The sequence below is a fragment of the Pseudoxanthomonas koreensis genome (assembly GCF_010093225.1).
In the GTDB taxonomy this organism is placed as follows: Bacteria; Pseudomonadota; Gammaproteobacteria; order Xanthomonadales; family Xanthomonadaceae; genus Pseudoxanthomonas; species Pseudoxanthomonas koreensis.
In genome coordinates, this window is record NZ_PDWM01000001.1 from 177,313 (window position 1) to 193,889 (window position 16,577).

The window sequence follows — 16,577 nt, forward strand, 5'->3', positions numbered from 1 at the left end:
CAGGCGAGCGGGAATTGTACCGGCGAAGCCCCCAAAAGGAAACGCCGCGGAGGCCTCCCTGAATGCGGCAACGACCGGCCGTTCAGCCCTCTTCGAACAGCAGCCCGCGCATCGTGTACAGGCCTGGCGCCCGCCCCGCCAGGCGCGAGGCTGCCTGCAGCGCACCGCGCGCGAAGATGTCGCGGCTGGTCGCGCGATGGACCAACTCCACCCGCTCGCCCTGGCCCGCGAACTGGACCAGGTGCTCGCCGACGATGTCGCCCGCCCGCAGGCTGGCATAGCGCGGCTGCGCCCCGCCCCGCCCGGCCGCCTCGCCCAGGGTGAGCGCGGTGCCCGACGGCGCATCCTTCTTGTGCACGTGGTGCGACTCGACGATGTCGCAGTCCCAGCCGGGCAACGCCCGCGCCGCACGCTCCACCAGCTCGTGCAGCACCGCCACCCCGACGCTGAAGTTCGACGCCCACAGCAGCGGGATCGCACCCGCCGCCGCTTCCAGCGCCGCCCGCTGCGTCGCCTCCAGCCCCGTCGTCCCCGACACCAGCCCGCGCCCGCGCGCCACGCACAGCGCCAGCACCGGGTCGAACCCCTCCGGCAGGCTGAAATCGATCGCCACATCGAACTCCGGCACCCCGCCCAGCTCGCCCGCGGCGAAGAACGGCACTCCCTCCACCACCCGCTGCGCGGGCGCACGCCGGGTCACCGCCGCGACCACCTGCCACGCCTCCGGCGATTCGGCCGCCAGGCGCAGCAGCGCCTGGCCCATGCGCCCGGAGGCACCGTGGATGAGGATCCGCAGGGGTGTGGGGTCCATAGGGCGACGAGGCTAGCCGGGCGGGCGCCCAGGGGGCAAGAAGGACCGCGGCGTTACCAGACCAGGTCGACGGGGACCTGGTAGCGCGGATCGGCGTACGGATCGTCGCCAGCCGGCGCCGACGGATCCACTTTCAGCGCCACCGCCGCAGGGAACACCGCCTCCGCATCCGCCAGGACCGCCGCCTCCACCAGCAGGTAGCGCCCATTGAGCTGCACCACCCCCAGCCCACCGGCATTGAGCGCCTTCAGCTGCTCCGCGGTGACGTAGATCCGCTTGATCTTGCCGCCGTACTCGAAATGCCGCGCGATCTCCGCCGCCGCATCGTTGAGCGCCTTGCCCTGCAGCAGGGCCTCCAGCTTCGCCCGCGCCTCACGCCGCTGGCGCGCCTCTTCCTGCTTGAGCTGCTCGGCCTCGATCCGCTCGCGCTTTTCCTGCTGCGCGCGCAGCGCGAACGCCTTGCCCAGGTCCATCTCCGCGGCGCCGCGCGACGGTCCGCCCGCGCCGCGCCCCTTTCCAGGCCTTGCTTCGCCATGCCGCTGCTCCTGGCGGCCACCGCCCTCGCGCCGGGCACCCGGGCGCGGCCCGCCCTTGCCCTGCCCGGCGTCATTGCGCCCCGGCCCGCCGCGCCCCTGCTCCGGGCCACTCCTGCCACCCTTGCCGCCGTGCGGGCGCCTGGCCTCCTTCGGCCCGCGTTCGGGCGCCGGTGCGGACTTGAAGCCGAGGTTGAGCAGCTGGTCGCGGAGACTGTCGGTCATGATCGATCGGGGGACGGGTCGGCGGCCGCGATGCGGCCGGAGGGTCGGAAGAAATCAGTAATGCGGTGGCGGCGGCTCGCTGCCCGGATCGGCATAAAGCGCCCCGCGCAGTCCGCGCAGGTCGGCCAGCACCGCCTGCAGCAGCGCGTCGCTGCGCGCGCGCTCCAGCCGCGCCTCGGCCAGCGCCTCGCTGAGCTCGACCATCGCCTGTTCCTGGAAGGCCAGCCGCGTTTCCAGCTCCACCAGGCGCTGCTCGACATCCGCGGGAACCTGCGTCCCGCCGGCCAGGCCCGGCATCTCCATCTGCGCCGGACTCATGCCCGCGACTCCCGCGACACCCGCACCGAACGGCCGCGGCCGATGCCGTAATAGGCCAGGCCCGCGGCCTCGATCTCCTCCGGCTCGTACAGGTTGCGCCCGTCGAACACCACCGCGTCGCCCAGCGCCGCGTGCAGCCGTTCGAAATCCGGGCTGCGGAATTCCTTCCACTCGGTCACCACCAGCAAGGCATCGGCGCCGTCCAGCGCTTCCTGCGCCGAGGCGCACAGCACCAGGTCGTCGCGCTCGCCGTAGATCCGCCGCGTCTCGTCCATCGCTTCCGGGTCGTAGGCACGCACCGTCGCCCCCGCCTCCCACAGTTGCGCCAGCAGGCGCCGGCTGGAAGCCTCGCGCATGTCGTCGGTGTTGGGCTTGAACGCCAGGCCCCACAGCGCGAACACCTTGCCGCGCACGCCTTCGTCCTCGCCGCGATCGTAATGGCGCTGGACCAGCTCGAACAGATGGCCCTTCTGCCGCTCGTTGACCGCTTCCACCGATTCCAGCAGTTGCGCCTCGTAGCCGTGCTGCCGCGCCGTGCGCACCAGCGCCTGCACGTCCTTGGGGAAGCACGATCCGCCGTAGCCGGCGCCGGGGTAGATGAAATGCCAGCCGATGCGTGGGTCCGAACCGATCCCGCGGCGCACCGCCTCCACGTCCGCGCCCACCTGCTCGGCGATGTTGGCGACCTCGTTCATGAAACTGATCTTGGTCGCGAGCATCGCGTTGGCCGCGTACTTGGTCAGCTCGGCCGAACGCACGTCCATCACCACGAAGCGGTCGCGGTTGCGGTTGAACGGCGCGTACAGCCGCCGCAGCCGCGCCACCGCGGCCGGGCTGTCGGCTCCGACCACGATCCGCTCCGGGCGCATGCAGTCGGCGACCGCATCGCCTTCCTTGAGGAATTCGGGGTTGGAGACCACCTCGAACGCGACCTCGGTCCCGCGCGCCTCCAGCTCGGCGGCGATCGCGGCGCGCACCCGGTCGGCCGTGCCCACCGGCACGGTGGACTTGTCCACCACCACCACCGGCCGTTCGATGTGGCGGCCGATGGTGCGCGCCACCGCCAGCACGTACTGCAGGTCGGCACTGCCGTCCTCGTCCGGCGGCGTGCCCACGGCGATGAACACGATCTCACCATGGGCCAGCGCCACGGCCGCGTCGGTGGTGAAGCGCAACCGGCCGGCGGCGTGGTTGGCCTTGACCATCGGCTCCAGGCCCGGCTCGTAGATCGGCACCACGCCACGGGAGAGGCCTTCGACCTTGGCCGCGTCCACGTCCACGCAGACCACGTCGTGGCCGACCTCGGCCAGGCAGGTACCGGTCACCAGGCCAACGTAGCCGGTGCCGAAGATCGCGACGCGCATGCGGCCGCCTCCTCTGCTTACGGAAGGATGCCGAGGAGTTCGACGTCGAAGGTCAAGGTGGAGTTCGGGCCGATCCGGCCACCGGGCGCGCCGCGCGTGCCATAGGCCAGTTCGGACGGAATCCAGAAGCGGTACTTCGCGCCCACCGGCATCAGCCCCAGGCCCTCGGTCCAGCCGGCGATCACCTGGTTGAGGCCGAACTCGGCCGGCTCGCCGCGCTGGTAGGAACTGTCGAACACGGTGCCATCGAGCAGCTTGCCCTCGTAGTTCACACGCACGGTGTCGCTGGCGAGCGGACGCGGGCCGCTGCCTTCGCGCAGGACCATGTACTGCAGGCCCGACGGCGTGGTCAGCACACCCTTCTCGTTGCGGTTCTTGGCCAGGAAGGCGGCACCATCGGTGCGGTTCTTGTCGCCCACGGCGCCCTGCTTGCGCGCCAGGTAGCCCTGCAGGGTCTGCTGGGCCTCCTGCTCGGTCATCAGCGCGGTGCCGCTGCCGGACAGCGCGGTCCGCACGGCCTGCATCAGCACCGCCGCGTCGATCTCGTCCTTCATCGGCGCCAGCGACGGGCCGACCATGCGCTCGCCCAGCAGCAGCCCGACCTGGTCCCTGGCCGGCACGGCCGGCTCGCTGCCCGGCGGCTGGCCGGGGACGCGCTGGCCCGAGCGCGCGGCAAGCGCGGCCTGCAGCGCGGCGTGGGTGGCCTGCGCCTGCTCTTCGGACTGGAGCGGCTTGCCGCCGGCCAGGGCGTTGTCCAGGCCCTTCTGCATCGCGGCGAAATCGACGTCCTTGGCGACCGGCTGGAACGAACGGGCCACGTCCAGGCCGATGGCGTAGCTGATCTTTTCCTTCTCGGTCTGCAGCGAAGCCCTGTCCTGCGCCACGGCCGTGCCTGCCATCATGCTCGCTCCGATCACCAGCGACGCCACGGCGCCGCGCATGCGGTTGTTCATCTGGGTTTGTTCCCTGAGGGTTGATCCGTTCCGCCGACGACAGCCGGCGCGGCGGCATTGTCGCATGCAGCGGCCGCGCGGTTCACAGCTTCCAGTGCTTCGGCGCCGCTGCCTTCAGCTCGCGCTCGATCGCCGCGACCAGTTCCGGATCGTCGGGCTTGACCTTGCTCGGCCAGTTGCCGACCACGCGTCCGTCGCGGGAAACCAGGTACTTGTGGAAGTTCCAGCCCGGTTCGACGCCGGTGGCCGCGCGCAGGCGCCGGTACAGCGGCGTGGCATCGGCGCCGGTGACCACCACCTTCTCGTACATCGGGAACTTCACCCCGTAGGTAAGCGTGCAGAACTCCTGGATCTGCTCCTCGCTGCCCGGCTCCTGGCCACGGAAGTCGTTGGAGGGGAAGCCGAGCACGGCGAAACCACGCGCCGAATAGCGCTGCTGCAGCGCCTCCAGGCCTTCGTACTGCGGGGTGAAACCGCATTTACTGGCCGTATTCACCACCAGCAGCACCTTGCCGCCCTGCTGCTCGTTCAGGTTCACGGCAGTCTTCGACGCCAGCGGGCGGTACTCGAGGTCCAGCAGCGCCGGCCCGGCGGCCAGCGCCGGGACCGCGAGCAGGAGAAGAAAAACCTTGAGAATCATATTCTTGCTGGACATGGAAGCTCCTGCCTCTGGACGCATGCGGATAGGCCATTGGTTGGTCCGGGCAGGTGTTGACACCCTGTGTTTAGGTGTTATAGTTGAATACAACACCAGTCACCCAACGCAGGACACCCGCATGAAACGCATCCTGTCCACCCGCCGCTCCCGGTTCATGGCCCTGGGCCTGGCCGTCGCGGTCCTGGGAGCGACCCGGTGGCTGCCCGACCACGCTGGAAGCGGTGGTGATTATGGACTCGCCGAGGCCGCCGCGGTAAGCGGCGACACGGGCCTGGGTGCAGCCGCGGAGCGGCCGGCGCGCAGGATCCGGGCCTCGTCGACCATGCCCTATTTCTCCTTTGCGCAGTCGCTGCGCTCACGGGGTTGACCATGAGTGACATCCAGTGGAGCGACGGCGCTCCCATCTACCGCCAACTGAAGGACCGCGTGATCGCCATGATGCTCGACGGAATCCTCAAGCCAGGGGAAGCCCTGCCCTCCGTGCGACAGGTCGCCGCCGAGTACCAGCTCAACCCGATCACCGTCTCACGCGCCTACCAGGAGCTGGCCGACGAGGGCCTGGTGGAGAAGCGCCGCGGCCTGGGCATGTTCGTCACCGAAGAGGCGTCCAAACAGCTGCGCAGCAGCGAGCGCGACCGCTTCCTCAAGGATGAATGGCCGGCCGTCGTGGAGCGCATCCAGCGCCTCGGCCTGTCGCTGAAGGACCTGCTCAACGCCACGGGGAACCCCGCATGAACGCCGTTGCCTCCAACCACGAAGGCGCCGCCGCGGTCGTCTCGGCCCGCGGCCTGCGCAAGGCCTACAAGAACAAGGTCGCCGTCGCCGGCGCCGACTTCGACATCGGCGCCGGCCGCATCGTCGGCCTGATCGGGCCGAATGGCGCCGGCAAGACCACCGCGCTCAAGGCGATCCTGGGCCTGACCCCGTTCGAGGGCCAGCTCACGGTGCTGGGCAAGGATCCGCGCACCCAGCGCGACGAACTGATGAACGACGTCTGCTTCATCGCCGACGTGGCGGTGCTGCCGCGCTGGATCCGGGTGAAGGAGGCGATCGACTTCGTCGCCGGCGTCCACCCGCGCTTCGACCGCGCCAAGTGCGAGCGCTTCCTGGCCAACACCCAGCTGCACCCGAAGCTGCGCGTGCGCGAGATGTCCAAGGGCATGATCGTGCAGCTGCACCTGGCCCTGGTGATGGCCATCGACGCGCGCCTGCTGGTACTGGACGAGCCGACGCTGGGCCTGGACATCCTCTACCGCAAGCAGTTCTACCAGCGCCTGCTGGAGGACTACTTCGACGAGGACAAGACCATCCTGGTCACCACCCACCAGGTCGAGGAGATCGAGCACATCCTCACCGACGTACTGTTCATCCGCGACGGGAAGATCGTGCTGTCCTCGCCGATGGAGGACGTGGCCGAGCGCTACACCGAGGTGCTGGTGGGCGCCGACGCGCTCGAACCGGCCCGCGCGCTCAAACCGATCGACGAGCGCGCCCTGCCCTTCGGCAAGACCGTGCTGCTGTTCGACGGCAACGGCCCCGACGGCGCGCCCACCGGCGTCACCCGCGCGCAGCTGGCCGCCCTGGGCGAGACCCGCAACCCCGGCCTCGCCGACCTGTTCGTCGCCACCATGAAGGGGACCTACGCATGAACGCCCTGACCACCGCCGCCTCCACCCCGTCGCACGGCACGGCGAAGTTCAAGTGGCTGCTGCAGCGCGAGTACTGGGAGAACCGCGGAGGCTTCTTCTGGGCGCCGCTGATCGCCGGCGCGATCATCGTTGGCCTGAACCTGATCCTGGCGGTGATCGGCAGCATTGCCGCGCGCCGCAGCATGGGCAGCAGCGGCTTCGTCTTCGACGACGCCGACCCGCACCAGGTCGCCCAGGCACTGGGTGCGATGGGCGACGGCATGCTGCTCGGCGGCGTGATCGTGGCCTGTATTGTCCTCGCCTTCGTGGTGTTCTTCTACGCGCTGGGCGCGCTGTACGACGACCGCCGCGACCGCAGCGTGCTGTTCTGGAAGTCGCTGCCGCTGTCCGATTCGCAGATGGTCCTGTCCAAGGCCGCCTGGGCGCTGGTGCTCGCGCCGCTGTGGGCGATCGGCGTGGGCCTGCTGATCGGGGTGGCGCTGTGGGTGATCTCGGCGCTGACCATCACCGTGAACGGTGTTCCCGCCGCACATGCCGTGTTCACCCAGTCGCACCCGCTGCGGATCATCGGTGGCGTGCTGGCCTCGCTGCCGGTGTACATGGTCTGGGCGCTGCCGACCGTGGGCTGGCTGATGTTCTGCTCGGCCTGGGCGCGCTCCAAGCCGTTCCTGTGGGCGGTGCTGGTGCCGGTGCTGGCCTGCGTGGTGATCAGCATGATGACGATCCTGCCGAACGTCGACATCGCCCACGACAAGGTCTGGTACACCGTCGTCTACCGCGGCCTGCTGAGCGTGGTCCCCGGTGCCTGGTACCCGGTGGTGGGCGGCGTGGTCGGCGAGACCGGCGCGATCAACACGCCCGACGACCTGGCCGGCGCGATCGACCTGACCCGCAGCTGGCACGCCTTCGCCTCGTTCGACATCTGGATCGGCGCGCTGGTCGGCGTGGCCCTGATCGCCGCCGCCATCCGCCTGCGCCGCTGGCGCGACGAGGCCTGACCCGGGCCGCCCCCGCCATCCGCGGACACATACAAGGAAACCCTCCATGCATCCGACTTTCCGCCGCTCGCTCCTGCTCGGCCTGCTCCTGGCCCCCACCGTGGCGCTGGCCGACGACGGCCGCTGTACCCACTCGGCCCCGCGCTCGCTGGCGCTGGACCTGGCCGGGGTGAAGACGGTACGGGTGGAGACCAACCAGCACGACGTCCGCCTGCGGGCCGCGCCCGGCACCAGCCACGCGCTGCAGGGCCGCGCCTGCGCCAGCAAGCCGCAGTGGCTGGACGACCTGACCGTGACCCAGGAACGCAAGGGCGACACCCTGGTGGTGCGGGCGCGCCGCGAACGCGAGGCCGGCCTGTCCAGCCTGTTCGGCGATAACCACGCATCGCTGGAGCTGTCGGGCACGGTGCCCGAGGGCGTGCTGGTGCAGCTGGTGGTCGGCTCCGGCGACGGCTCGCTCGAGGGCGCCGCGGCGGCCAGCGCCGACGTCGGCTCCGGCGACGTGAAGCTGCGTGGCATCCGCGGCCCGGTGACCGCCAAGGTCGGCTCGGGCGACATCGAGATCGACGGCGCCGGCTCGCTGGACGTACTGTCGATCGGATCGGGCGATGTCAAGGTGCGCAACGTGGGCGGCGATGCCAAGGTCGGCAGTATCGGTTCGGGCGACTTCGAACTGGACGGCGCCCGCGGCGACGTCCGCATCGGCTCGATCGGCTCCGGCGACGCCGACCTGCACAACGTGTCTGGCGCGGTCCGGATCGACTCGATCGGATCGGGTGATGCCGAGGTCCGCGGCGCGGCCAGCCTGTCGGTCGGCTCAATCGGCAGCGGCGGCGTGGACCACCGCGGCGTCACCGGCCGCATCGACCTGCCACGCGAACATTGATCGAGCAACGGGAGGATCACATGGACAACACAACCCGCAATCGCCGTGCCCTGCTGCCGGCACTGCTGCTGGCCTGCACCCTGCCCATCGCCGCGCACGCGGCCAAGCCGGCGAAAGGCGGCGTCGAAGGCGAAATCAGCAGCGAACTTGCCCAGGCGCGCAAGGAAGTCAGCCGCGAACTGGCCGCCGCCCGCGCCGAGCTGGAGAACGGCAACCTTGAACTCGGCAACGGCATGCACTTCGGCAAGTCGCGGCACCGCGACGACGGCAAGCCGCTGCCGAAGGCGGAGATCACCCCGGACGGCGATTTCCTGATCGAAGGCGAGGCAGTGGCCATCGACACGGCGCAGCGCCGCGAACTGCTGGCCTACCGCGCCCAGGTCATCGACATCGCCAATGCCGGCATCGACATCGGCGAACGCAGCGCGCAGCTGGCGATCGACGCGGTCGACCGCGGCCTGTTCAGCCTCATGTTCAGCGCGATGACCGGCAGCCTGGAACGCCGCATCGAGAAGACGGTCAAGGAAGCGATCGAGCCGGGCTTGCTGCAGATCTGCGACAGCCTGCCGGCGCTGATGGACTCGCAGCAGCGCCTGGCCACCCGCCTGCCGCAGTTCCGTCCGTACGCCACGCTCGAGGCCGACGACGTCAACGACTGCGCCGACGACATGCGCAGCGAATTCGCCACCCTTTGAAGGAACAGACCATGCGCACCTTGCAGATCCTCGCCCTCGCCGCCCTGCTGCCGCTGGCGGCCTGCGGCCGCGACGAACCGCCGGCCACGCCGGTCACGCCCGCATCGGGCGACGCCGCCGCGCAGGCGCCGGCCGACACCGCCCTGGGCCGCAAGATCCAGCAGGCGATGGCCGAGGCCAGCAGGAAACTGGCCACCGAGAACATCCGCGTCGGCGGCAAGCGCGACAAGGGCTACCCGGGCGCCGCCGACGGCAGCAGGCTGCCCAGGGCCGAGATCACGCCGCAGGGCGACCTGCTGATCGAGGGCAAGGCGGTGGCGGTGGACGACAACCAGCGGCAACTGCTGCTGGCCCATCGCTCGGACCAGATCGCCATCGCCCAGGCCGGGATCGCGATCGGCATGCGCGGGGCGGACCTGGGGGTGAAGGCGGCGACCGGCGCGCTCAAGAGCGTGTTCTCCGGCACCAGCGACGAGTTCGAAAAGCAGATGGAGGCCGAGGGCAAGCTCATCGAAGCGGAGGCCAACAAGCTGTGCACGCTGATGCCGGGGCTGCTGGCTTCGCAGCAGGCGCTCGCCGCGGCGCTGCCGGAATTCAGGCCCTACGCGACGATGGACCAGTCCGACGTGGACGATTGCGGCAAGGACGGCTACTTCGACTCCGGCGATGGCGATGGCGGCACGACCACCGCGGCAGCGGCCGGAGACGCTTCCGGTGAGCCTGCCAGTGGCGACCACACCCGCGACGCCGCGGCCGAAGCCGACGCCGCCGCGCGCGGCTCGTCGACTCCGCAGTAAGAAAAAGAAAAGGGGACGGAGGGAATTAACGTTTCAAGCGTTAATTCCCTCCGTCCCCTTTCTGTTTTTCAGCCTCCGCCGCCGCCCGGCTTGCCGTGGATGCCGCCCCTGGCCAGCACGGCCGGGTCCAGCAGCGGTTGCAGGGTCTTCGCCGGCAGGCCGGTGACCTCGATCGCCACCTCCAGCACCGGGCGGCCCTGCGCGTAGGCCTGCTTGGCGATGGCCGCGCCCTTCTCGTAGCCGATCACCGGGTTCAGTGCGGTGACCAGGATCGGGTTGCGGTCCAGCGCCTCGCGGACCCGGTCGCGGCGTACCACCAGCCCGGCGATGGCCGAGTCGGCGAGCAGGCGCGAGATGTTGGACAGCAGGCCGATCGAATCGAGCAGGTTGGCCGCGATCAGCGGCAGGGTCACGTTGAGCTGGAAGTTGCCGGTCTGGCCGGCGACCGTCACCGCGGTGTGGTGGCCGATCACCTGCGCGGCGACCATGACCGTGGCTTCCGGGATCACCGGATTGACCTTGCCGGGCATGATCGAACTGCCGGGCTGCAGCGCTGGAAGCTCGATCTCGCCCAGGCCGGCCAGCGGCCCGGCATTCATCCAGCGCAGGTCGTTGGCGATCTTGATCAGCGCCACCGCCAGCGCGTTGAGCTGGCCGGACAGTTCGACCGCATCGTCCTGCGCGGCCAGGCCCTCGAACTTGTCGGCCGCGCTCTCGAAGCGGGTGCCGGCGAGCGTGGACAGCGCCTTCGCCGCCCTGGCGCCGAAACGCGGGTCGGCATTGATCCCGCTGCCGATGGCGGTGCCGCCCAGCGGCAGCCGGCGCAGCCGCTTGAGGCTGTCCCTGATCCGCGCTTCGGCCGACTCCAGCTGCGCGGCCCAGGCGCCGAACTCCTGCTCGAAGGTCAGTGGCATGGCGTCCATCAGGTGGGTGCGGCCGGTCTTGACCACCTTGCGCAGCGCGCGGCCACGCCTGCCGATGGTGCGGCGCAGGTGCGCCAGCGCCGGCAGCAGGTCCTCCACCACCGCCAGCTGCGCGGAGACGCGGATCGCGGTGGGCACGACGTCGTTGGAGCTCTGGCCGAGGTTGACGTGGTCGTTGGGGTGGACCTGGCCCTTGCCGGCCTTGCCCGACATGTTCGCGAGCGCGGCGATCACCTCGTTGGCGTTCATGTTCGAGGAGGTACCCGAGCCGGTCTGGTAGATGTCCACCGGGAAATGGGCGTCGTGGCGGCCGTCGGCCACCTCCAGCGCGGCGGCGCGCACGGCGGCGGCGACGTTCTTCGGCAGCAGGCCCAGGCCGGCGTTGACCTCGGCCGCGGCGGCCTTGACCAGCCCCAGCGCACGGATGAAGCCGCGCGGCATCGGCCGTCCGGAGACCGGGAAATTCTGTACCGCGCGCTGGGTCTGCGCGCCCCACAGGGCGTCGACCGGGACCTGCAGTTCGCCCATCGAGTCGTGTTCGGTGCGGGTACGGACGGCGGGCACGGCGCCGGCGCGCGGCTTCGGCGCGGGCGCCTTGGCGCGGGGACGTGCGGGGGACTTGCTCATGACCGTCTCCAGTGGGAATGGACTACGGCGGGCGGCGGGCGCCGCGCCTGCGGCTGGCTTGGGCCAGGCAGCATACCGCCTCCGCGGCGCGGCCCTGCGCGCCTTGCACCGTAGAGCGGGGCTTGCCCCGCTGCTGCCGCCGTCCGGTTTCCCGGGCAATCGGGCGTGGGTAGCCGGGCAAGCCCGGCTCTACGGCGGTCCGGCATGGCGGGCGCGCAGAGCCTAGACTATGCGGCCCTGTTCGCCAGTCTGCCGCCCCCATGCCGGATTCCGCCCTGCTTGCCCTGTCCCCGCTCGACGGCCGCTACGCCTCGAAGGTCGACGCGCTGCGCCCGATCTTCTCCGAATACGGCCTGATCAAGGCACGGATCAAGGTCGAGGTCGAATGGCTGCTGGCGCTGGCCGCCGAACCCGGCATCGCCGAGCTGGCGCCGTTCTCCAGCGCCGCGCAGGCGCGCCTGCGCGTGCTGGCAGAGGGTTTCTCCGTGGCCCACGCGGCGCGGGTCAAGGAGATCGAACGCACCACCAACCACGACGTCAAGGCGGTGGAGTACTTCATCAAGGAGCAGCTCAGGGACGATGCCGGCGCGCTTGCCGAAGAGCTGGGCCCGGCGCTGGAATTCGTCCACTTCGCCTGCACCAGCGAGGACATCAACAACCTGTCCTACGCGCTGATGCTGCGCGAGGCACGCGACGCCGTGCTGCTGCCGGCGATCGACGGCGTCGTCGCCAGCCTGCGCCGGCTCGCGCACGAACAGGCCGCGCAGCCGATGCTGTCGCGCACCCACGGCCAGACCGCCTCGCCGACCACCCTGGGCAAGGAAGTGGCCAATGTCGTGGCGCGGCTGGAACGGCAGCGCCGGCAGATCGCCGCGGTCGAGCTGACCGGCAAGATCAACGGCGCGGTCGGCAACTACAACGCCCATGCGGCCAGCTATCCGGACGTGGACTGGCCGGCGTTCGCCCAGCGCTTCGTCGAGAGCCTCGGCCTGCCGTTCAACCCCTGGACCACCCAGATCGAGCCGCACGACAACATCGCCGAACTGGGCGACGCGGTTCGCCGCGCCAACACCGTGCTGGTCGACCTGGCGCGAGACGTCTGGGGCTACATCTCGCTGGGCTATTTCCGGCAGAAGCTCAAGGAAGGCGAGATCGGTTCCTCGACCATGCCGCACAAGGTTAACCCGATCGACTTCGAGAACGCGGAAGGCAACTTCGGCCTGGCCAACGCCCTGTTCGAGCACTTCTCGGCCAAGCTGCCGATCAGCCGCTGGCAGCGCGACCTCACCGACTCCACCGTGCTGCGCGCGCTGGGCACCGCGTTCGGCCACACCCAGGTGGCGCTGGACTCGCTGGCCAAGGGCCTGGGCAAGCTGCAGGTGAACCCGCAGCGCCTGGACGCCGACCTGGACGCGGCCTGGGAGGTGCTGGCCGAAGCGGTGCAGACGGTGATGCGCCGGCACGGCCTGCCCAACCCGTACGAGCAGCTCAAGGCGCTGACCCGCGGCCGAGACGGGATCGACGCCGAAGCGATGCGCGCCTTCATCGCCGCGCTGGACCTGCCGGCCGACGCGCGCGCGCGCCTGCAGGCGCTCACGCCCGGCGCCTATGTCGGCCTGGCCGAGCGCCTGGCGCGGGCTGTCTGACCGACCGGCCATGCGACTGCACGATGCCGCCGCGCTCGCGACCGTGCTTGCGATGGCCACCGCCATTGCCGGCCCCGCGTCCGCCTCCACTCCCGCGCACACCCACACTCACACCGGTACGCCCGAAGGCGTCGCCGCGCCGGCACCGGCATCTGCGCCGTCGACCGCCTGCCCCGCCAACGCCGGCTGGGACACGCCGTCCCCGCCGCGCCACGTCCACGGCGACATCTGGTACGTCGGCACCTGCGGCATCACCGCGCTGCTGGTGACCTCGCCGCAGGGGCACGTGCTGCTGGACGGCGGCACCGCCAGGGGCGCGGCGCTGGTCGAGGCGAATATCCGCGCCGCCGGATTCCGGGTCGAGGACGTGAAGTACATCGCCGGCTCGCACGAACACTTCGACCACGCCGGCGGTATCGCCGCGCTGCAGGCGGCCAGCGGCGCCACCGTGGTCGCGCGCGAGCCGGCCGCCGTGGTGCTCGAGCGCGGCCACGCCGACCGCGGCGACCCGCAGCTGCAGGAACTCGAGGCGATGGCACCGGTGGCCGCGGTCCGCCGCATCACCGACGGCGAGGTGCTGGCGCTGGGGCCGCTGCGCCTGACCGCGCACGCCACGCCCGGCCACTCGCCCGGCGGCAGCAGCTGGACCTGGCGTTCCTGCGACGGCGTTGCCTGCCTGGACATCGCCTACGTCGACAGCCTCAGCGCGATCTCCGACGACCACTGGCGCTTCAGCGATCCGGCCAACGCCGCTTACCTCGCCGCCTTCCGCCGCACCCTGGACACGGTCGCCGCCCTGCCCTGCGATATCCTGATCACCCCGCACCCGGGAGCCAGCGAACTGTGGTCGCGGCTGGGTCCGGCGGCGACCCGCCCGCTGTCCGGCGACGGCGCGTGCCGCGCCAACGCCGACGGCGCCCGCGCCCGCCTGGACAAGCGCCTGGCGGACGAAGCGGCCGCCCCGCGCCCGGACTGATTGCCCCGCCACGCCGACGCGAGCCGACATGCAGCCGCCCACCCGCATCGACGTCGACGAACCCGCCCGCGCCTCGCCCCGGGATCGCAGCGTGCCGGCCTCCCCGCGCGGGTACGGCGGGTGCGTCCCGCTTCCCGGCCGGCGCCACCACGAGACAGCCTCATGAGTACCCGCAAGAGCCCCGCCGCCACCAGGACCGCTGCCAAGGCCGCCGCCAAGGGCAGCCCGGAGACCCGCAGCGCGGCTCCACCGATCGAGATCGACGGCGCCGCGCTGCCGCCGCTGGGCATGGACCCGGCGGTGTTCCTGCGCGACTACTGGCAGAAGCGCCCGCTGCTCATCCGCAACGCCTTCCCCGGCCTGCGCAGCCCGCTGATGCCCGAGGACCTGGCCGGCCTGGCCTGCGAGGAAGGCACGCTGTCCCGCCTGATCCGGCATGACCGCGGCCGCGATGCCTGGAGCGTGCGCCACGGCCCGTTCGCCGAAGAGGACTTTCCCGGCCTGCCCGACCACGACTGGACCCTGCTGGTCCAGGACGTGGACAAGTGGGATCCGGACGTGGCCGCCCTGCTCGACCATTTCCGCTTCCTGCCGCGCTGGCGGATCGACGACATCATGGTCAGCTTCGCCGCCACCGGCGGCTCGGTCGGCGCGCACGTGGACCAGTACGACGTGTTCCTGCTGCAGTCGCATGGACACCGCCGCTGGCAGATCGATGCCGGAGCGAACCCGCCACTGGACTTCCGCGACGACGTCGAACTGAAGCTGCTGCGCGAGTTCACCCCCACCCACGACTGGGTGCTGGCCCCCGGCGACATGCTCTACCTGCCGCCGAACGTGCCCCACCACGGCATCGCCGAGGATCCGTGCCTGACCATTTCGGTCGGCATGCGCGCCCCGGCCGCCGCGGAACTGATCGGCGACTGGCTGGACGACCTGCTCGCGGAAACCGACGAGTCGGTGCGCTACCACGACGAGGACCTGCAGGTGCCGGTCGATCCGAACGAGATCGACGTGGCCGCGATGAACCGCGTCGTCGCCGCGCTCAACGCGATCCGGATGAACGACCCCGACCGGCTCGGCGACTGGTTCGGCCGCTTCATCACCACCTACCGCGCCGCCGGCGAGGTGATGCCGCGCGGTGACGAGCGCCCGCGGATCGAGCTGGAATGGGACCTCACCCAGGGCGCGGCGCTGCAGCGCCACCCCTGGTCGCGGATGGCCTGGCGGCGCAATACCGCTGGCGGCGGCGCCAGCCTGTTCTGCAGCGGCCGCACCCTGGCCCTGCCGCTGGCCGACGCCCGCCTGCTCGCCGACACCCGGCTGCTCGACGGCGCGGCCTGGAACGCGCTGTCCGAGGCCGGCCGCGAAGCCGCGCACGGGCTCTATCAGGCCGGCCACTACGCACTGCTGGCCGACGACCCCGACGCGGACTACGACGACGGGGACGCGTGAGCCCGGCCACCACAACGGCCGGCTTCGCCATTGCCGGCGTCGATTACGCGCTCGAGCATGCGCGGCTGCACGCCGTGCGCGAGGTGGTGTTCGTGCAGGGCCAGCAGGTCCCGGCCGCGCTCGAGCGTGACGCGCTGGACCCGCTGTGCTTCCACGTCCTGGCCGTGGACGCCGGCGGCGCGCCGGTGGGCGCCGCGCGCCTGACCCCGGAGCGCCGGATCGGGCGCATGGCGGTGCTGGAAGCCTTCCGCGGCCGCGGCATCGGCGAGGCGATGCTGGCCGCGCTGCTGGACGAGGCCCGCCGCCGCGGCTGGCCCGAGGTCAGCCTGCACGCGCAGGTGCATGCGCTGCCGTTCTACGCCCGCGCCGGCTTCGTCCCCGCCGGCCCGGTGTTCGACGAGGCCGGGATCGCCCACCGCGAAATGCGCCGGCGCCTGCCCGGGGCCAGCGCGGTGGAGGACGTGGACGCGGCGGCGGCGGTGCTGGTGGCCCTGGCCGGGCACGCGCGCCGCGAGCTGGGGCTCTACAGCCGGGCCATGGACCCGGGCCTGCTCGACCGCGCCGACGTGCTTGAGGCGCTGCGCCGTTTCGCGGTGCGGCCGGGCGAGCGCCGGGTGCGGATCCTGCTGCAGGACGCGGCCACCCCGCAGCGCAATGGCACGCCGCTGCTGCCGCTGGCCCAGCGCCTGCCCAGCGTGTTCGCGTTCCGCGAGGTCCGCGATCCGGTGGACGCGCGCTATGCGTCCGCCTACGCCTTCAACGACACCGGCGGGGCGCTGTTCCGGCCACTGGGTCACCGCTTCGACGGCGAGGGCGGTGTCGAGGACGCGCCGGTCGCGCGCCGCCTGCAGCTGGAATTCGAACGGGTCTGGGAGCGTTCGCGGCCCTGCACCGAATACCGCGCCCTCTAGCGCTTCGCCGGCCGCGGCCTGCATGAACGGAATCCTGCCGCGGACGCGCCGCGCGACCGCTCCGGACGGGCCTGATATGCGCTTTCCAGCGCCGCGGCGGACGATCCCGGCACAGTGCGCGGAGGCGGTCATGCGCGAGTGTGAACAGGCCC

Annotated in this window: 18 protein-coding genes; 11 read left to right on the top strand and 7 right to left on the bottom strand. The window is 71.3% G+C overall.

Annotated features, from left to right (window positions below; genetic code table 11):
- Positions 1–82: 82 nt before the first annotated feature.
- The 6 genes from dapB to CSC64_RS00775 form a co-directional block, all read right to left on the bottom strand.
- Entirely contained in the window at positions 83–811 is a 729-nt protein-coding gene (dapB, locus tag CSC64_RS00750; protein WP_162433402.1) for a 4-hydroxy-tetrahydrodipicolinate reductase, read from the bottom strand.
- A 53-nt stretch (positions 812–864) separates the two neighbouring features.
- Positions 865–1,569 carry a DUF2058 domain-containing protein gene (locus CSC64_RS00755; protein ID WP_162433403.1) on the bottom strand — a complete coding sequence of 235 codons (705 nt, stop codon included), beginning with the start codon at positions 1,567–1,569 and terminating at the stop codon, positions 865–867.
- Positions 1,570–1,623: 54 nt separating this feature from the next.
- Entirely contained in the window at positions 1,624–1,866 is a 243-nt protein-coding gene (locus tag CSC64_RS00760; protein ID WP_162433456.1) for a SlyX family protein, read from the bottom strand.
- A gap of 17 nt (positions 1,867–1,883) precedes the next feature.
- Positions 1,884–3,251: a UDP-glucose dehydrogenase family protein gene (locus tag CSC64_RS00765; protein WP_162433404.1), complete on the bottom strand. Its 1,368-nt coding sequence runs from the start codon at positions 3,249–3,251 to the stop codon at positions 1,884–1,886.
- 17 nt (positions 3,252–3,268) lie between these two features.
- A complete protein-coding gene (locus CSC64_RS00770) occupies positions 3,269–4,153 on the bottom strand; it encodes an FKBP-type peptidyl-prolyl cis-trans isomerase (protein WP_238389698.1) in 885 nt (294 codons plus the stop codon).
- A gap of 133 nt (positions 4,154–4,286) precedes the next feature.
- Positions 4,287–4,859, bottom strand: a complete 573-nt coding sequence (locus CSC64_RS00775) for a glutathione peroxidase (protein ID WP_162433406.1) — start codon at positions 4,857–4,859, stop codon at positions 4,287–4,289.
- A 121-nt stretch (positions 4,860–4,980) separates the two neighbouring features.
- On the opposite strand from CSC64_RS00775, the gene CSC64_RS00780 reads away from it, so the two are divergent.
- From CSC64_RS00780 to CSC64_RS00810, 7 genes are read left to right on the top strand one after another with little or no spacing between them, the layout of a single operon-like run.
- Positions 4,981–5,229, top strand: a complete 249-nt coding sequence (locus CSC64_RS00780) for a hypothetical protein (RefSeq protein WP_162433407.1) — start codon at positions 4,981–4,983, stop codon at positions 5,227–5,229.
- A gap of 2 nt (positions 5,230–5,231) precedes the next feature.
- Complete coding sequence (locus tag CSC64_RS00785) at positions 5,232–5,597, top strand: GntR family transcriptional regulator (protein ID WP_162433408.1); 366 nt, start codon at positions 5,232–5,234, stop codon at positions 5,595–5,597.
- Positions 5,594–6,511, top strand: a complete 918-nt coding sequence (locus CSC64_RS00790; RefSeq protein WP_162433409.1) for an ABC transporter ATP-binding protein — start codon at positions 5,594–5,596, stop codon at positions 6,509–6,511. Before CSC64_RS00785 ends, CSC64_RS00790 begins: the two co-directional genes overlap by 4 nt.
- Positions 6,508–7,509 carry an ABC transporter permease gene (locus CSC64_RS00795; protein WP_162433410.1) on the top strand — a complete coding sequence of 334 codons (1,002 nt, stop codon included), beginning with the start codon at positions 6,508–6,510 and terminating at the stop codon, positions 7,507–7,509. Before CSC64_RS00790 ends, CSC64_RS00795 begins: the two co-directional genes overlap by 4 nt.
- Positions 7,510–7,555: 46 nt before the next feature.
- Positions 7,556–8,395, top strand: coding sequence for a DUF4097 family beta strand repeat-containing protein (locus CSC64_RS00800; protein WP_162433411.1), 840 nt, complete (start codon positions 7,556–7,558; stop codon positions 8,393–8,395).
- A 20-nt stretch (positions 8,396–8,415) separates the two neighbouring features.
- A complete protein-coding gene (locus CSC64_RS00805) occupies positions 8,416–9,090 on the top strand; it encodes a YggN family protein (protein ID WP_162433412.1) in 675 nt (224 codons plus the stop codon).
- A gap of 11 nt (positions 9,091–9,101) precedes the next feature.
- Positions 9,102–9,887: a hypothetical protein gene (locus tag CSC64_RS00810; protein ID WP_162433413.1), complete on the top strand. Its 786-nt coding sequence runs from the start codon at positions 9,102–9,104 to the stop codon at positions 9,885–9,887.
- Between the two features lie 68 nt (positions 9,888–9,955).
- Here the strand turns inward: CSC64_RS00810 and CSC64_RS00815 are convergent, their stop codons facing one another.
- The gene (locus tag CSC64_RS00815) at positions 9,956–11,338 is read right to left on the bottom strand and encodes a class II fumarate hydratase (RefSeq protein WP_238389699.1); all 1,383 of its coding nucleotides are present in this window, start codon (positions 11,336–11,338) and stop codon (positions 9,956–9,958) included.
- A 359-nt stretch (positions 11,339–11,697) separates the two neighbouring features.
- Between CSC64_RS00815 and purB the strand changes: the two genes are divergently transcribed.
- The 4 genes from purB (at position 11,698) to CSC64_RS00835 (ending at position 16,425) form a co-directional block, all read left to right on the top strand.
- A complete protein-coding gene (gene purB / locus CSC64_RS00820; protein ID WP_162433415.1) occupies positions 11,698–13,083 on the top strand; it encodes an adenylosuccinate lyase in 1,386 nt (461 codons plus the stop codon).
- A 10-nt stretch (positions 13,084–13,093) separates the two neighbouring features.
- On the top strand, positions 13,094–14,059 hold the full coding sequence (gene bla / locus CSC64_RS00825; RefSeq protein WP_162433416.1) for a subclass B3 metallo-beta-lactamase: 966 nt from the start codon (positions 13,094–13,096) through the stop codon (positions 14,057–14,059).
- 162 nt (positions 14,060–14,221) lie between these two features.
- Positions 14,222–15,514 carry a ribosomal protein uL16 3-hydroxylase gene (locus CSC64_RS00830; protein WP_162433417.1) on the top strand — a complete coding sequence of 431 codons (1,293 nt, stop codon included), beginning with the start codon at positions 14,222–14,224 and terminating at the stop codon, positions 15,512–15,514.
- Positions 15,511–16,425: a GNAT family N-acetyltransferase gene (locus CSC64_RS00835; protein ID WP_425501638.1), complete on the top strand. Its 915-nt coding sequence runs from the start codon at positions 15,511–15,513 to the stop codon at positions 16,423–16,425. The genes CSC64_RS00830 and CSC64_RS00835 overlap by 4 nt, the downstream gene beginning before the upstream one ends.
- The last annotated feature ends 152 nt before the right edge of the window (positions 16,426–16,577 follow it).

Coding starts and splice junctions, on each gene's coding strand:
- dapB (WP_162433402.1), bottom strand. CDS start 811: ATGGACCCCACACCCCTGCGGATCCTCATCCACGGTGCCTCCGGGCGC.
- CSC64_RS00755 (WP_162433403.1), bottom strand. CDS start 1,569: ATGACCGACAGTCTCCGCGACCAGCTGCTCAACCTCGGCTTCAAGTCC.
- CSC64_RS00760 (WP_162433456.1), bottom strand. CDS start 1,866: ATGCCGGGCCTGGCCGGCGGGACGCAGGTTCCCGCGGATGTCGAGCAG.
- CSC64_RS00765 (WP_162433404.1), bottom strand. CDS start 3,251: ATGCGCGTCGCGATCTTCGGCACCGGCTACGTTGGCCTGGTGACCGGT.
- CSC64_RS00770 (WP_238389698.1), bottom strand. CDS start 4,153: ATGATGGCAGGCACGGCCGTGGCGCAGGACAGGGCTTCGCTGCAGACC.
- CSC64_RS00775 (WP_162433406.1), bottom strand. CDS start 4,859: ATGTCCAGCAAGAATATGATTCTCAAGGTTTTTCTTCTCCTGCTCGCG.
- CSC64_RS00780 (WP_162433407.1), top strand. CDS start 4,981: ATGAAACGCATCCTGTCCACCCGCCGCTCCCGGTTCATGGCCCTGGGC.
- CSC64_RS00785 (WP_162433408.1), top strand. CDS start 5,232: ATGAGTGACATCCAGTGGAGCGACGGCGCTCCCATCTACCGCCAACTG.
- CSC64_RS00790 (WP_162433409.1), top strand. CDS start 5,594: ATGAACGCCGTTGCCTCCAACCACGAAGGCGCCGCCGCGGTCGTCTCG.
- CSC64_RS00795 (WP_162433410.1), top strand. CDS start 6,508: ATGAACGCCCTGACCACCGCCGCCTCCACCCCGTCGCACGGCACGGCG.
- CSC64_RS00800 (WP_162433411.1), top strand. CDS start 7,556: ATGCATCCGACTTTCCGCCGCTCGCTCCTGCTCGGCCTGCTCCTGGCC.
- CSC64_RS00805 (WP_162433412.1), top strand. CDS start 8,416: ATGGACAACACAACCCGCAATCGCCGTGCCCTGCTGCCGGCACTGCTG.
- CSC64_RS00810 (WP_162433413.1), top strand. CDS start 9,102: ATGCGCACCTTGCAGATCCTCGCCCTCGCCGCCCTGCTGCCGCTGGCG.
- CSC64_RS00815 (WP_238389699.1), bottom strand. CDS start 11,338: ATGGGCGAACTGCAGGTCCCGGTCGACGCCCTGTGGGGCGCGCAGACC.
- purB (WP_162433415.1), top strand. CDS start 11,698: ATGCCGGATTCCGCCCTGCTTGCCCTGTCCCCGCTCGACGGCCGCTAC.
- bla (WP_162433416.1), top strand. CDS start 13,094: ATGCGACTGCACGATGCCGCCGCGCTCGCGACCGTGCTTGCGATGGCC.
- CSC64_RS00830 (WP_162433417.1), top strand. CDS start 14,222: ATGAGTACCCGCAAGAGCCCCGCCGCCACCAGGACCGCTGCCAAGGCC.